Genomic DNA, 14142 nt, shown 5'->3' with positions numbered 1-14142 from the left:
TCAAGGAGACAAGAATGGCCTACCTCGAACTCAACAACATCACGAAGAGCTTCGGCGACGCGCACATCATCAAGGGCGTGAACCTGGAGATTCAGAAGGGCGAGTTCATCGTCTTCGTCGGGCCCTCGGGCTGCGGGAAATCGACCCTGCTTCGCCTCATCGCCGGCCTCGAGCCGACCTCCGGCGGGCAGCTCATGCTCGACGGCAAGGACATCACCAACGTGGCCTCGGGCAAGCGCGATCTGGCGATGGTGTTCCAGAGCTACGCGCTGTACCCGCACATGACGGTGGCCGACAACATGTCGTTCGCGCTCAAGCTGGCCGGCGTGCCCAAGAGCGAGATCAAGACCAAAGTCGACTACGCGGCCCGGCAGCTCAACCTCACGCAGTACCTCGAGCGCACGCCCAAGGAACTGTCGGGTGGCCAGCGGCAGCGCGTGGCCATCGGCCGCGCGATCGTGCGCGCGCCCAAGGTGTTCCTGTTCGACGAACCGCTGTCGAACCTCGATGCGGCCTTGCGCGGCAACACCCGCGTCGAAATCCACAAGCTGCACGTGTCGCTCGGCGCCACCAGCATCTACGTGACGCACGACCAGGTCGAAGCCATGACGCTGGCCGATCGCGTGGTGGTGCTGAAAGACGGGCTCATCGAACAGGTCGGAACGCCCATGGACCTGTACGACCGGCCCGCCAACCAGTTCGTCGCGCAGTTCATCGGCATGCCGTCGATGAACATGATTCCGGCGGCTGCCATCCCGAGCTTTTCGTCGCAGACCGGCGGCCGGCTGCCCTCGGACGGTTCGCTCGGCGTGCGCCCCGAAGGCTTGCGCGTGCACCCCGGCCACGGCACCGGCGTGCCGGGCCGCGTCGATCTCATCGAAGCGCTGGGTGCCGACACGCTGATCCACGTCGACGTGGGCGGCACGCCGCTCATCTCGCGCCAGAACGACCGCACGTCGCTGCGCGTGGGCGACGCGGTCGGCGTCGAGCTCGACCCGTCGGTGTTGCACCTTTTCAGTCGCACGGGCCAGACGCTCGCAGCCTGACATCCCCTGACCCGAAAGCCCGACGTGACACTCGCAGCCGCACCGGCCCCCGCCTCTTCGATGGTGCAACTCCATCTGGGGCTCGGCTCCTTCCACCGTGCCCACCAGGCGGTCTACCTGCAGCAATTGATCGACCTCGGCGACACGCGCTGGTCGATCTCGGGCGCCAACCTGCGGCCCGACATGGCCGACGTGCTGGCGGCGCTGCAGTCGCAGGGTGGCGCCTACACGCTGGAGACGGTGACGCCCGAAGGCGTTTACAGCTACCAGCGAATCGCGTCGATCCGAGAGGTGCTGCCGTACCAGAAAGACCTCGCCGCCGTGATCGCGCGCGGGGCCGATGCGGCGACGCGGATCATCTCGTTCACCGTCACCGAGGCGGGCTATTACCTCGATGCAAAAGACAAGCTCGATCGCACCTTCAGCGATCTGGCCAACGACATCGAGCGCGCCAGCAACGGCGTCGCGGGCGAAACCATCTACGGCGCGCTCTGCGCGATCCTGCGCGCGCGCAGGGCGGCCGATGCCGGGCCGGTCACGCTGCTGAACTGCGACAACCTGCGCCACAACGGCGACCGGTTTCGCAAGGGACTCCTCGAATTCATCGGTCTCATCGGCGACGCGGCGCTGCTCGCCTGGATCGAGGTCCATACGTCGTGCCCCAACGCGATGGTCGACCGCATCACGCCGCGGCCACCGCCGGAGCTGCGCGAACGTGTGCGCCAGGCCACGGGCCGGGACGACCTCGCGCCCGTCACCGGCGAGAGCTTCATCCAATGGGTCATCGAGGACCGTTTCATCGCCGGGCGTCCCGCGTGGGAACACGTCGGCGCGCAGCTTGTCGATTCGGTGCAGCCGTACGAAGAAGCCAAGATCCGCCTGCTCAACGCGACGCACAGCTGTATTGCCTGGGCCGGCACGCTGATCGGGCTGCAGTTCATCCACGAAGGCACGCACACGCCGGCTATTCGCAAGATGGCCTACGACTACGTGACCGACGACGTGATTCCCGTGCTCGGTTCGCCCGGCGCGCCGAACCCGGTCGACCTGCCTGCGTACCGCGACGTGGTGCTCGACCGGTTCGGCAACCCGGCCATCCGTGACACCAACCAGCGTGTGGCGATGGACGGTTTCTCGAAGATCCCGGGCTTCATCGTGCCCACCATTCGCGAGCGGCTGGCACGCAACGAAAGCATCGACAGCGTCGCGATGCTGCCGGCGCTGTTCCTCGCGTTCCTGCAGCGCTGGCACAAAGGCGAGGTGCCCTATACCTACCAGGACCAGAGCATGGACCCGGTTGTGGCGCACGCGATCTGCGAGGCGGCCGATCCGGTCGCCGCCTTCTGCGCCGACAGGCCGCTCTGGGGACCGTTGGCGGGCGATGCGCGGCTGGTCGATGCGATGCGCCGCGCCACCGCACGGGTCCAGGATTTCGTCGCGACGGCCACGTCGGCCTGACCCGCCATGCGCATCGCGTTCGCGGGGGAATCCCTCATCGATTTCACTTGCACTTCGGGGCTGAGTTTCGAAGGCCATGAAGGCGGCGCGCTGACCAACAGCGCCATCGCCGCGGCCCGGCTCGGCCAGCCGACGGGCTTCATCACCCAGCTGTCGACCGACCTGTTCGGCGAGCGACTGTGGCGGCACCTCGAAAGCAATGGCGTCGACATGCGCTTCGTTCTGCGCAGCGAGGCGTCGTCGACGCTGGCTTTCGTGGAGCGCCTCGCCACGACGAACCGCTACGCGTTCTATACGCACGGCACGGCCGATACGCTGTGGGCGCCGACGTCGCTGCCGGCGTTACCCGACAGCTGCCGCTACCTGCATTTCGGCTCGATCTCGCTGCTCGCCGAGCCCGCGGCCGGCCGCATCACCGACCTGGTCGAAGCGCAGTGCGGTCGGCGCATCGTGCTGTTCGACCCGAACGTCAGGCCGAGTCTGATCGCGGACATGGCGGCCTATCGCGCGCGCATGCCGCGGTGGGTCGCGGCCTGCGATGTGCTGAAGTTCAGCGACGAAGATTGCGCCTTCCTGACGCCGGGCCTCGGCCTGGCCGAGGCCGCGGCACACTTTCTGGCGCTCGGCCCGCGGGGGCCGAGCGCCGTGATCGTCACACGCGGGGGCGAGGGCGCGACGCTGTACCGCAAGGGCCATTCACCGATCGACGTCGCGGCACCGAAGGTCGACGTGGCCGACACCATCGGTGCCGGCGACACGTTCGCGGCGGGCCTTTCGGTCGCGCTGCTGGAGCAGGGCGTGGAACAGGTGGCGCAACTCGCTGCGCTGCCCGACGACGCCTGGCGCGAGGTGCTGCGCTTCGCGGCGACGGCCGCGGCACTCAACTGCACCCGCGAAGGGTGCGACCCGCCGGGCCGCGAAGCATTGCGCGTTGCGTTGGCGGCCTCTTGAAGCACACGGCATGACCCCGTTCCACCTCTACCTCGACAGCGCCGACATCGACGCGCTTGAGCGCTGCCTGCCGCACCCGGCCATTCATGGCGTCACCACCAATCCGACACTGATGCGCCGCGCGGGGGTGACACGCGACAGCCTGTTCACGCTGCTGCACAACGCGCTGAAGTTGGGCGCCCGGCAGGTCCAGGCGCAGGTGCAGGCGGCTGACGCGGAGGGCATGCTCGCCGATGCGCGCGCAATGCTCGCGGAGTTCGACGTCGGGCAGTTCGTCGTCAAGATTCCCGCTACGCGCGAAGGCCTGCGCGCCGGCGCCGAGCTCAGCGCGGCGGGCGTGCCGGTGACCTACACCGCCGTCTATGCAGCCGAGCAGGCGCACTTCGCCGCGCAGCTGAGCGCGGCCTATGCCGCACCGTATCTCGGACGTTTGCAGGATGCCGGCGCGGACGGGCTCGCGCTGATCGCGCAGATGCAATCGCTGGTCGCGCGCAGCGGCGCTGCCACGCGCCTGCTGGTGGCCAGCGTGCGTTCGCGCGAGGCCTACCTTGCGTTGTTGGACCTCGGCGTCGGTGCCATCACGATCCCGCCGTCGCTCTTTGCCGAACTGATGGACCATCCCGCCACGCTCGACGCCGAGCGTGGCTTCCTGGCCGATGCGGCCGCACTGAACACCCACACTCCATGACCAACGCTTCTTCTCCCGGCCGGCTCGCCGATCGTCACGTTCTCATCACCGGCGCAGGCGGCGGCATCGGCCTGGCCGTGGCCGAGGCCTGCATCGCAGAGGGCGCGCGCTGCAGCATCGTCGACCGCAGCGCGCAGGCGCCGGCGGCCGCTCGCGCGCTGCTGCAACAGCATCCCGAATCGTTGGCCTACATCGGCGCCGACGTGACCGACATGGATGCGATCCCGCGCATGCTCTCGGCGGCCCAGGCCCGATTCGGCCCGCTGCACACGCTGGTGAACAACGCTGCCGTGTTCGACATGGCGCCGCTGCTCGACAGCGACGAAGCCTCGTTCGACAAGATGTTCGCGGTGAACGTCAAGGGCATGTTCTTCGTGATGCAGGCCGCGTTGCGGCACATGGTCGAGGCCGGCACCGAAGGTGCGTCGGTCATCAATCTGGCGTCGCAGGCCGGACGCCGCGGCGAGGCGCTGGTCTCGCACTACTGCGCCACGAAAGCCGCGGTCATCAGCTACACGCAAAGCGCTGCACTCGCGATGGCCCCGCACGGCATTCGCGTCAACGGCATCGCGCCGGGCGTGGTCGATACGCCGATGTGGGCGGGCGTCGACGCGCTGTTCGCCAGATACGAAAATCTGCCGATCGGCGAGAAGAAGCGCCAGGTCGGGCTCGCCGTGCCGCTCGGCCGCATGGGCAGTCCGGCCGAGATGGCGGGGGCCGTGGTCTTTCTGGCCAGCGACGAAGCCCGCTACATCACGGCGCAAACGCTCAACGTCGACGGTGGTAGCGTCATGAGCTGAAAACCATGCAAAGCACCCGCACCCGCCAGACCCCGCGCCATCGCCAGCCCGAGTTGGAGCACGACTTCGCGCGCTCGCCTGAACTCGGCTACGAAAAGCCTGAAGAAGCGGGTTGGGTGCGTTGCCTGGCGCACGGGTTTCCGAGCCCGCTTGCGCGCTGGCACTGCCACGACGAATACGAGCTGCACTTCATCACCGGCACCTCTGGCAAGGCTTTCGTCGGCGACTGGATCGGGCCCTTCCAGCCCGGCCACCTGGTGCTGTGCGGCCCGCGCCTGCCGCACAACTGGATCTCGCTCGACGTGCCGCAGGAAGGCGTCGCGACGCGCGACCTGGTGATCCAGTTCCGCCACGAGCCGCTCGAACAGTTCGCCAGCCAGATCCCCGAGCTCGGCGAAATTCACCAGCTGCTCGAGCGCGCGCGGCATGGCATCGAGTTCTTCGGTTTTTCAGACCGCGCGGAAGCGCAGTGGCAGCGCGTGAAATCCACCCGCGGCCTGCGGCGCCTCGGTGCATTCTGCGATTTCCTGGCCGACCTGGCCGAATGCACCGACTACCGATTGCTCTCGAGCGTGCAGATGAAAGGCGCCGAAGGCGATGCCGAGGTCGACCAGATCAACGCCATCGTCAACCGCATCACCGACAACGTGGCCGAGCCGATCGCGATGGCCGACGTGGCGGCCGAGCTCGGCATGAGCGAGAGTCGCTTCAGCCGCTACTTTCGCCGCTCGACCGGCAACAGCTTCACCGACTTCGTGAACCGCGTGCGCATCAACAACGCCTGCCACCTCTTGATGCAGACCGACCACTACGTGACCGACATCTGCTACCAGGTCGGCTTCAACAATGTCGCGAACTTCAACCGGCGATTCCTGGAGATCAAAGGCATGACCCCCAGCGAATTCCGCCGCCAGTCCGACAGCCGCTTCGGCGGCGCCCACTGACTTAGTCGACGAACCTACCAATAGAAAAAGCCCGTCTACGACGGGCTTTTTCTTGTTCGCAAATCACCGCGGATCCGGCTTCGCCGGTCCGCAGGTGATGCCGGGAATTACATCCCCATGCCGCCCATGCCGCCCATGCCACCCATGTCAGGCATGCCGCCGCCGGCGCCCGACTCGTCCTTCGGTGCATCGGCGACCATGGCTTCGGTCGTCAGCAGCAGCGAGGAAACCGACGCTGCGTTCTGCAGCGCGGTGCGGGTGACCTTGGTCGGGTCCAGGATGCCCAATTCGAGCATGTCGCCGTAGGTGTCGTTCTGTGCGTTGAAGCCGTAGTTGCCCTTGCCGGCCAACACCGCGTTCACCACCACCGAAGCTTCGCCACCGGCGTTGTTGACGATCTCGCGCAGGGGCGCTTCGACAGCCTTCAACACCAGCTTGATGCCGGCGTCCTGGTCGGCGTTGTCGCCCTTGACCTTGTCGCCCACAGCCTGCTTGGCGCGCAGCAGTGCCACGCCGCCGCCAGCCACAACGCCTTCTTCCACGGCAGCGCGGGTAGCGTGCAGTGCATCTTCGACGCGAGCCTTCTTTTCCTTCATTTCGACTTCGGTGGCAGCGCCGACCTTGATCACTGCAACGCCACCGGCCAGCTTGGCCACGCGCTCTTGCAGCTTTTCACGGTCGTAGTCGCTCGAAGCTTCTTCGATCTGAACGCGCACTTGCTTGACGCGCGCTTCGATGTCACCGGCAGCGCCAGCGCCGTCGATGATGATCGTGTTTTCCTTGCCGACTTCGATGCGGGCAGCCGAGCCGAGGTCGGCCAGGGTCACCTTTTCGAGCGTCAGGCCGACTTCTTCAGCGATGACCTTGCCGCCCGTCAGGATGGCGATGTCTTCCAGCATGGCCTTGCGGCGGTCGCCGAAGCCCGGTGCTTTGACGGCCACGACCTTCAGGATGCCGCGGATCGTGTTCACGACCAACGTCGCCAGGGCTTCGCCTTCGACTTCTTCGGCAATGATCAGCAGCGGACGGCCCGACTTCGCGACTTGTTCCAGTGCCGGGAGCAGGTCACGGATGTTGCTGATCTTCTTGTCGTAGAGCAGCACGAAGGGGTTGTCCAGAATCGCCGATTGCTTTTCCGGGTTGTTGATGAAGTACGGCGACAGGTAGCCGCGGTCGAACTGCATGCCTTCGACGACGTCGAGTTCGCTGTCGAGCGACTTGCCGTCTTCGACGGTGATGACGCCTTCCTTGCCGACCTTGTCCATCGCGTCAGCGATGAGCTTGCCGATGGTTTCGTCGCTGTTGGCCGAGATCGAACCGACTTGCGCGATTTCCTTCGACGTGGTGGTGGGCTTCGATGCCTTCTTCAGCTCGGCGACCAGGGCGGTGACCGCCTTGTCGATGCCGCGCTTCAGGTCCATCGGGTTCATGCCGGCCGCGACCAGCTTGAAGCCTTCACGAACGATGGCTTGCGCCAGGACCGTGGCGGTCGTGGTGCCGTCACCGGCGTTGTCCGAGGTCTTGGAGGCCACTTCCTTCACGAGCTGGGCGCCCATGTTCTGGAGCTTGTCCTTGAGTTCGATTTCCTTGGCGACGGACACACCGTCCTTGGTCACCGTGGGGGCGCCGAACGAACGCTCGAGCACCACGTTGCGACCCTTGGGGCCCAAGGTCACTTTGACGGCGTTGGCCAGGATGTTGACACCCTCGACCATGCGTGCGCGGGCTTCACCGCCGAAGACTACGTCTTTTGCTGCCATGTTGATTCTCCGAATTCAGTTGATTGGGGGATGAGGAGAAGTGGATTACTTCTCGACGACTGCGAACAGGTCGTCTTCCTTCATGACCAGCAGCTCGTCGCCGTCGACCTTGACGGTCTGGCCCGAGTACTTGCCGAACAGAACGCGGTCACCGACCTTGACGTTCATGGCGATCAGGTCGCCCTTGTCGGTCTTCTTGCCCGGGCCCACGGCCAGGACTTCACCCTGGTCGGGCTTTTCGGCGGCGGCGTCGGGGATGACGATGCCGGAGGCGGTCTTGGTTTCGCTGTCAATGCGCTTGACGATCACGCGATCGGCCAAAGGACGAAGTTTCATTGCATCTCCTGAATAGAAACGGGGGTTGGTTCCGGGGCGTCGGCCTGAAAGACCGGCTCCCCATCGACTGGAGGCGGCACTTGTTAGCACTCAACCTCAGCGAGTGCTAATGATAAGGGCATTTGGCGGGGTTTCAAGGGCAAAGCCCGCCCGGCGATGTGTGGACAATGTGTCCGGATGCTGCATCCCACCCCGTCGCCCACCACCGATTTCGAGTCGATGTTCGATCTCGCGCCGGTCTCGCTCTGGCTCGAAGATTACAGCGGGCTGAAACGCCTTTTCGACGCCTGGCGCGCGGAGGGCGTCATCGATCTGGCCGCGCACCTGGCCGCCGACCCGAGCCGAATCGCGGCCTGCATCGCGCAGTTCAAGGTGCTGCGCGTGAACCAGCGCACCCTCACGCTGTTCGGCGCCGACAGCCAGCCGGCGCTGCTGGCCGCGCTCGATGTCGTCTTTCGCGATGACATGTCGCAATCGGTCCGCTACGAGCTCGACCAGCTCTGGTCGGGGCAGCTCGATTTCAGCAACCAGACGGTCAACTACACGCTGGACGGCCGCCGGCTCGATGTGCAGTTGCAGGTGCGCGTCCTGCCGGGCCACGAGTCCGCCTGGGACCGCGTGCTGGTGTCGCTGCACGACGTCAGCGCCCGCGTGGCTGCGGCCCGGGAGCGCGCCGAAAGCGAGCGCTACGCGCGGGGCCTGTTCGAGCGCTCGCCGGTGTCGCTCTGGGTGGAAGATTTCAGCGCGGTCAAGGGGCTGCTCGACGACATCCGCCAGCGCGGCATCACCGACTTCGCCACCTTCATCAAGGTGCACCCGGAGTTCGTGATGCGCTGCATGCAGGAAATCCGGGTGATCGACGTGAACCGCGAGACGCTGCGCATGTTCGGCGCGGACGATACGCCGACGCTGCTGCACGACCTCACGAAGGTGTTTCGCGACGAGATGCACGACTCCTTCGCAGACCAGTTGCAGGACCTTTGGAACGGCAAGACCTTGCAGCAGCGCGAGGTGATCAATTACTCGCTGCACGGCGATCTCATCAACATCCACATGCAGTTCGCCGTGCTGGAGGACCACCTGGAGAACTGGGACCTGGTGCTCGTGTCGCTGGTCGACATCACGGCGCGCAAGAAAGCCGAGGCGTACCTCGAATACCTCGGCAAGCACGATGTGCTCACGCGTCTGTGCAACCGCTCGTTCTACACCGAGGAGCTGAACCGGCTCTCGCGCAAGGGGCCGTGGCCGGTGTCGATCCTCACGATCGACCTGAACGGCCTGAAGCCGATCAACGACGAGCTGGGCCACGCCGCCGGCGATGCGTTGCTGAGGCGCGTGGGCGATGTGCTGGCGAAAGCGGTCGAGTCGCCGGGCTGGCCGGCGCGCATCGGCGGCGACGAGTTCTCGGTGCTGCTGCCGATGACCGACGAACGCGGCGCCCAGGCGATGCGCGACCGCATCCTGTCGATGTTCGAGCTCAACAACCAGTTCCATGCGGGCCAGAGCGGGCATGTCCTCAGCGTGTCGATCGGCATCGCCACCTGCGCCGCCGGCGAATCGCTCGACGCCGCGGTGGTGCGCGCCGACCGCGCGATGTACGACGACAAGGCGCGCCATTACGCTGCGCGGGACGGCGCCCCGTGACAGCGCAGCGCATCCGCACCGGCCTCGCGGCGGGCGAGTTCCGGCTGGCCTACCAGCCGAAAGTCGACATGCGCGGCGGCACCGTCATCGGCTTCGAGGCGCTGATCCGCTGGGACCATCCGACGCACGGCCTGCTGCAGCCGGACGCCTTCATCCCGTCGATCGCAGAGGACGAGGTCGTCGAGGCGCTGGCCGACTGGGCCATCGGCGAGGCGCTGCGTCAGGTGGACGTTTGGCACCGGGGTGGCGTGACGACCTCGGTCAGCGTGAACATCAGCCCGCGCGATCTTCTGTGTTCCGATTTCGCGGCGCGGCTCGAAGCGCATCTCGCGCGTTATCCGCTGCTGCAACGCGGCGTGCTCGAACTGGAAGTGCTGGAGACCACGGCCATCACCGACGCCAGTGCCGTGGTGCAGTCGATTGGCCGGTGCGCCGCGCTCGGCGTGCCGGTCGCGCTGGATGACTTCGGCACCGGCTATTCGTCGCTGACGTACCTGCGCCAGTTGCCGGTGGCCTCGCTCAAGCTCGACCAGAGCTTCGTGCGCGGGCTGCTCCAGAACGAGGCCGATCGCGCCATCGTGAAAGGCATCCTCGTCATGGCCGAAGGCCTCGGCTTGCGGACCATTGCCGAAGGGGTCGAGTCGGTGGCGCACGGTCACGCGCTGATGGCGCTCGGCTGCACCCTGGGGCAGGGCTACGGCATCGCCAAACCGCTGGCGCCCGACGCGGTGCCGGCGTGGATCGGCGCGTTCGAGGCGATGCCGCCATGGGGTCGCGTGGTCGAATAAGTGACCAGGTGCGCACTTGGCGCCTCTTTTTGACCGGCGGCGCCTTTTTCGCGCACCGGCCGTGGCTAAACTCCGCCCCCTTTGAAGTTTTTGACAATCATGAAAGTCTGTGTTTCCAGCCACACCGCTCCGCGCGTGATCGCTTAGGCCCGACCGGCGCATGCGCGAAATCCGGCTCCGTTGGAAGGACCGTGTCTCTCATGCCGAGCACGAGATAGAGACCCACGCGCGGTGGACCCGCACGTCGGCCGAAATCCGTCGCGATCTGGAGATCATCGTCAGGACGGCCAACGAGCTCTATGGCCCGCGCTCGCACTGGATCGAGGAACGCGAAGCCCGACAGCCCGACCGCAAGGCGCGCCTGCGCTTCGACCGGCGGGTGCTGCAGGGCGAAGCCGCCGCGAGCCCCTACGCGCGCCAGCTCATGGCGGGTTTTCCGCGGCTCCGGTTCGATGCGCCGCTCGAGCGCGAATACGCCGACCACGTGCACGACGCGCAACGGCGCGCGGCGCTGGCCTGCGGCTGGCTGGCGCTGGCACTGTGGCTTGCCTGGGCCGGCGCTTCGGCGCACGCGGCGGTGCCGACCGCCTAGTGGGTCGCGCGGGGCGGCGTGGCGTTGGCGCTCGGCGTGGGCATCTACCTGTTCGCCACGCGCCGCTTCTTCGTGCGGACCGACCGGGTCGTGCTCACCCTGCTGCTGCCGCTGGCGATCGTCACCGTGATGCAGGCTTTCCGGCAGCCGGTCACCGACCTGTCCCATGCTCGTTTCGCGGCCATCCTCGTGGTGGTGGCGGCGTTCTTTCCGATCGGGCTGTTGCTGCTCCAGAGCGTCGGCGCGGTACTGCTCGTGCTGGTCAGTTGCACGGTCGGGGCGCTGGTGCAACTGCCGGCCGAAACGCACGGCGCGACGCTCGGGTTCGCGGGGCTGCTGCTGTCGACCGCGGTGCTTTCCGCCGTCGGCGCGTATTTCAGGGAGCATTCGCAGCGGGAGCAATTCCTGCTGCACGAACTGCTGTCGCGCCAGGCGTACATCGACCCGCTGACCGGGCTGCAGAACCGCCGCGGCACCGACCACCTCACGCAGATCGCGCGCCTGCAGGCGATTCGTGAAGGCGTGGGCCTGTCGTTCGTGGTGATCGAGATCGACCACTTCAGCCGGCACCACGAACGCTTCGGCCACGAAGCCGGCGACGCCACGCTTATGCAGGTGACGAAGATCCTCGGCGCCTTCGCCCGCCGCCCGCTCGACGTCGCCAGCCGGCTGGGCGGCAACACCTTCGGCGTGCTGCTGTACGACTGCAGGCTGGAGCAGGCGCTCCTGCACGCCGAACAGTTGCGCAATGCACTGCATGCCGTGCGGCTCGACCACGGGGAGGGCGAGGGCGAGGGCGAAGCCGCCGCCACGCTGACCACCCACATGGGCGCGGTCGAGTTGCAGGACGACGAGAAGGCCGAAGACTTCTATCGCCGTGCCGACAGGTTGCTCGATGCGTCCCGACGCGCGGGCCGCGACCGCGTCACGATTCGCTGATCCCGCCGTTGGCTGACGCGGCATCGCGGAATGCCCACGCAGAATCCACCGGATGAATCACATGCTCGCCCCGGTCGTTCTCGCTGCGGCTGCCATGGGCGGCGCGGCCCACGCGCAAACCGTCGTCGCGCAAGAGGCGCCCACGCTGCCGGCCATCACCGTCTCGACGCCGCGCGGCACCGGGTCGGCGTTCGACGTGGCGGGCTCGGTCGATCGCGTCGACGGCGCGCAACTGCGTGACGGCAACCTGCAGGTCAACCTCTCGGAAAGCCTCGCGTCGGTGCCCGGCCTGCAGGTGCAGAACCGGCAGAACTACGCGCAGGACCTGCAGTTGTCGGTGCGCGGTTTCGGCGCCCGCTCGACCTTCGGCGTGCGCGGCGTCCGCATCTACGTGGACGGCATCCCCGCGACCCTGCCCGACGGGCAGGGCCAGACCTCGAACATCGACATCGGCTCGGCCGACCGCGTGGAAGTGCTGCGCGGGCCGTTCTCGGCGCTCTACGGCAACTCGTCGGGTGGCGTCATGCAAGTCTTCACCGAAAGCGGGGAGGGCGCGCCGCAACTGCGCTATTCGTTCGCGGCCGGCAGCAACGGCGTGCTGCGCCAGAGCCTGAAGCTCGGCGGCGCCTCGGGCGCGGTCGACTACCTGCTGAGCGGCAGCCACTTCACCACCGACGGCTGGCGCGACCACAGCGCCGCCACGCGCGACATCGCGAACGGCAAGCTCGGCATCGCGCTCGACAACGGCGACCGGCTCACCCTCGTGGTCAACAGCGTGCACCTGAAGGCGCAAGACCCGCTCGGTCTCACCGCCGATCAATATGCGCTCGCCCCGCGCAGTGCGCCGCTCGCGGTGCAGTACGACACGCGCAAGACGGTCGACCAGACGCAGCTCGGCCTCCTGTACGAGCGGCGCATCGATGCGAACAATGACCTGCGCGTGATGCTCTACACCGGCGAGCGCCGCACCACGCAGTACCAGGCGATTCCGCCCGCCGCCCAGCTCAATGCCTTGCAGGCCGGTGGCGTGATCGACCTCGAACGCCGTTATGGCGGCATCGACGTGCGCTGGAGCGGGCGGTTGCAACTCGCCGACCGGCCGTTCGACCTGGTCGCCGGCCTGGCCTACGACAGCCTGCGCGAGGCGCGCACCGGCTACGAGAACTACCTCGGTCGTGTCGCCGCGCCGCTGCTCGGTGTGCAGGGTCGGCTGCGCCGCGACGAGCGCAACACGGTCTGGAACCTCGACCCCTACGCGCAGGCGACGTGGCGCCTCACCGAACGCTGGACCGTGGAAGCGGGCGTGCGCCGCAGCAGCGTGCACTTCGATTCGCAGGATCGCTACCTTGTCGGCGCCAACGGCAACGACAGCGGCAGTGCGCGCTACAGCCGCACGCTGCCGGTCGCGTCGTTACGCTATCAGGCCACGCCCGATATCGCGCTCTACACCTCGGCTGGCCGTGGCTTCGAGACGCCGACGCTCAACGAGCTGTCGTACCGCGCCGGCGGCCAGAGCGGGCTCAACTTCGCGCTGCAGCCTTCGGTGAACGACAGCGTCGAAGTGGGCGCGAAAGCGCGCGTGGCCGGCGGGCTGCTCACCGCGGCGCTGTTTCGCACCGCAACGCGCGACGAGATCGTGACCAACACGAACATCGGCGGACGCGCGACCTTCCAGAACGCCGGCCGCACCCGGCGCGACGGCTTCGAGGCGGCGTGGCTGCACGAGACGGCGAACCACTGGCGCACGCAGCTGGCCTACACCTGGCTCGATGCGCGCTACCGCGACGGGTTCTGTTCGCCAGCGCCCTGCGCCACGCGCAACACGGTCGCGGCGGGCAACCGCATCCCGGGCATCGCGCAGCAATCGCTGTTCGCGGCGTTCGGCTGGGTGCCGCCCGAAGGCTGGCGCGCCGGCGCGGAGCTGCGCGCCCTCGGTCGCATCCAGGCCAACGACGTGAACACCGCCCGGGCCGCGGGCTACGCGGTGGCGGCCCTCCACGCGGGCTACGTCAAGCGCTGGGAACGCTGGGAGCTGAACGCCTTTGCGCGCATCGACAACCTGTTCGACCGGCGCTACGCCGGCTCGGTCATCGTGAACGAAAGCAATGCGCGGTACTACGAGCCGGCGTTGGGGCGCAACTGGACGGTGGGCCTGGGCGGCACCTACCGTTTTTGAGCGGCAGCCTGGCGCACGAC

General features: G+C 67.3%; 13 protein-coding genes. 11 read left to right on the top strand and 2 right to left on the bottom strand.

Annotated features, from left to right (window positions below; all coding sequences use genetic code 11):
• Positions 1-14: 14 nt before the first annotated feature.
• The 6 genes from AX767_RS05795 to AX767_RS05770 are packed head-to-tail and all read left to right on the top strand — an operon-like array spanning position 15 to position 5887.
• Positions 15-1046: an ABC transporter ATP-binding protein gene (locus tag AX767_RS05795; RefSeq protein ID WP_068629465.1), complete on the top strand. Its 1032-nt coding sequence runs from the start codon at positions 15-17 to the stop codon at positions 1044-1046.
• A 60-nt stretch (positions 1047-1106) separates the two neighbouring features.
• On the top strand, positions 1107-2504 hold the full coding sequence (gene dalD, locus AX767_RS05790; protein ID WP_068629463.1) for a D-arabinitol 4-dehydrogenase: 1398 nt from the start codon (positions 1107-1109) through the stop codon (positions 2502-2504).
• A 6-nt stretch (positions 2505-2510) separates the two neighbouring features.
• A complete protein-coding gene (locus AX767_RS05785; protein WP_068629461.1) occupies positions 2511-3455 on the top strand; it encodes a carbohydrate kinase family protein in 945 nt (314 codons plus the stop codon).
• Between the two features lie 10 nt (positions 3456-3465).
• Complete coding sequence (locus AX767_RS05780) at positions 3466-4143, top strand: transaldolase family protein (RefSeq protein ID WP_068629459.1); 678 nt, start codon at positions 3466-3468, stop codon at positions 4141-4143.
• Positions 4140-4943 carry an L-iditol 2-dehydrogenase gene (locus tag AX767_RS05775; RefSeq protein WP_068629457.1) on the top strand — a complete coding sequence of 268 codons (804 nt, stop codon included), beginning with the start codon at positions 4140-4142 and terminating at the stop codon, positions 4941-4943. The genes AX767_RS05780 and AX767_RS05775 overlap by 4 nt, the downstream gene beginning before the upstream one ends.
• A 5-nt stretch (positions 4944-4948) precedes the next feature.
• On the top strand, positions 4949-5887 hold the full coding sequence (locus tag AX767_RS05770; protein WP_068629455.1) for an AraC family transcriptional regulator: 939 nt from the start codon (positions 4949-4951) through the stop codon (positions 5885-5887).
• Positions 5888-5994: 107 nt separating this feature from the next.
• Here AX767_RS05770 and groL read toward each other — a convergent pair whose 3' ends face one another.
• Complete coding sequence (groL, locus tag AX767_RS05765; RefSeq protein ID WP_068629453.1) at positions 5995-7647, bottom strand: chaperonin GroEL; 1653 nt, start codon at positions 7645-7647, stop codon at positions 5995-5997.
• Positions 7648-7692: 45 nt separating this feature from the next.
• A complete protein-coding gene (groES, locus tag AX767_RS05760; RefSeq protein WP_068629451.1) occupies positions 7693-7983 on the bottom strand; it encodes a co-chaperone GroES in 291 nt (96 codons plus the stop codon).
• 177 nt (positions 7984-8160) lie between these two features.
• Between groES and AX767_RS05755 the strand changes: the two genes are divergently transcribed.
• The 5 genes from AX767_RS05755 to AX767_RS05735 all read left to right on the top strand — a co-directional run bounded on the left by AX767_RS05755 (position 8161) and on the right by AX767_RS05735 (position 14122).
• Positions 8161-9627 (top strand): sensor domain-containing diguanylate cyclase, encoded by a 1467-nt coding sequence (locus AX767_RS05755; protein WP_237288564.1) that lies wholly within the window; start codon positions 8161-8163, stop codon positions 9625-9627.
• Positions 9624-10415, top strand: a complete 792-nt coding sequence (locus AX767_RS05750; RefSeq protein ID WP_068629449.1) for an EAL domain-containing protein — start codon at positions 9624-9626, stop codon at positions 10413-10415. The genes AX767_RS05755 and AX767_RS05750 overlap by 4 nt, the downstream gene beginning before the upstream one ends.
• 160 nt (positions 10416-10575) lie before the next feature.
• Entirely contained in the window at positions 10576-11007 is a 432-nt protein-coding gene (locus AX767_RS05745) for a hypothetical protein (RefSeq protein WP_068629448.1), read from the top strand.
• An 18-nt stretch (positions 11008-11025) separates the two neighbouring features.
• Positions 11026-11946, top strand: coding sequence for a GGDEF domain-containing protein (locus tag AX767_RS05740; RefSeq protein ID WP_068629446.1), 921 nt, complete (start codon positions 11026-11028; stop codon positions 11944-11946).
• Between the two features lie 94 nt (positions 11947-12040).
• Positions 12041-14122 (top strand): TonB-dependent receptor, encoded by a 2082-nt coding sequence (locus tag AX767_RS05735; RefSeq protein WP_068633392.1) that lies wholly within the window; start codon positions 12041-12043, stop codon positions 14120-14122.
• The last annotated feature ends 20 nt before the right edge of the window (positions 14123-14142 follow it).

The organism is Variovorax sp. PAMC 28711 (genome assembly GCF_001577265.1).
GTDB lineage: Bacteria > Pseudomonadota > Gammaproteobacteria > Burkholderiales > Burkholderiaceae_C > Variovorax.
This window is presented reverse-complemented; position numbering and strand designations above follow the sequence as displayed.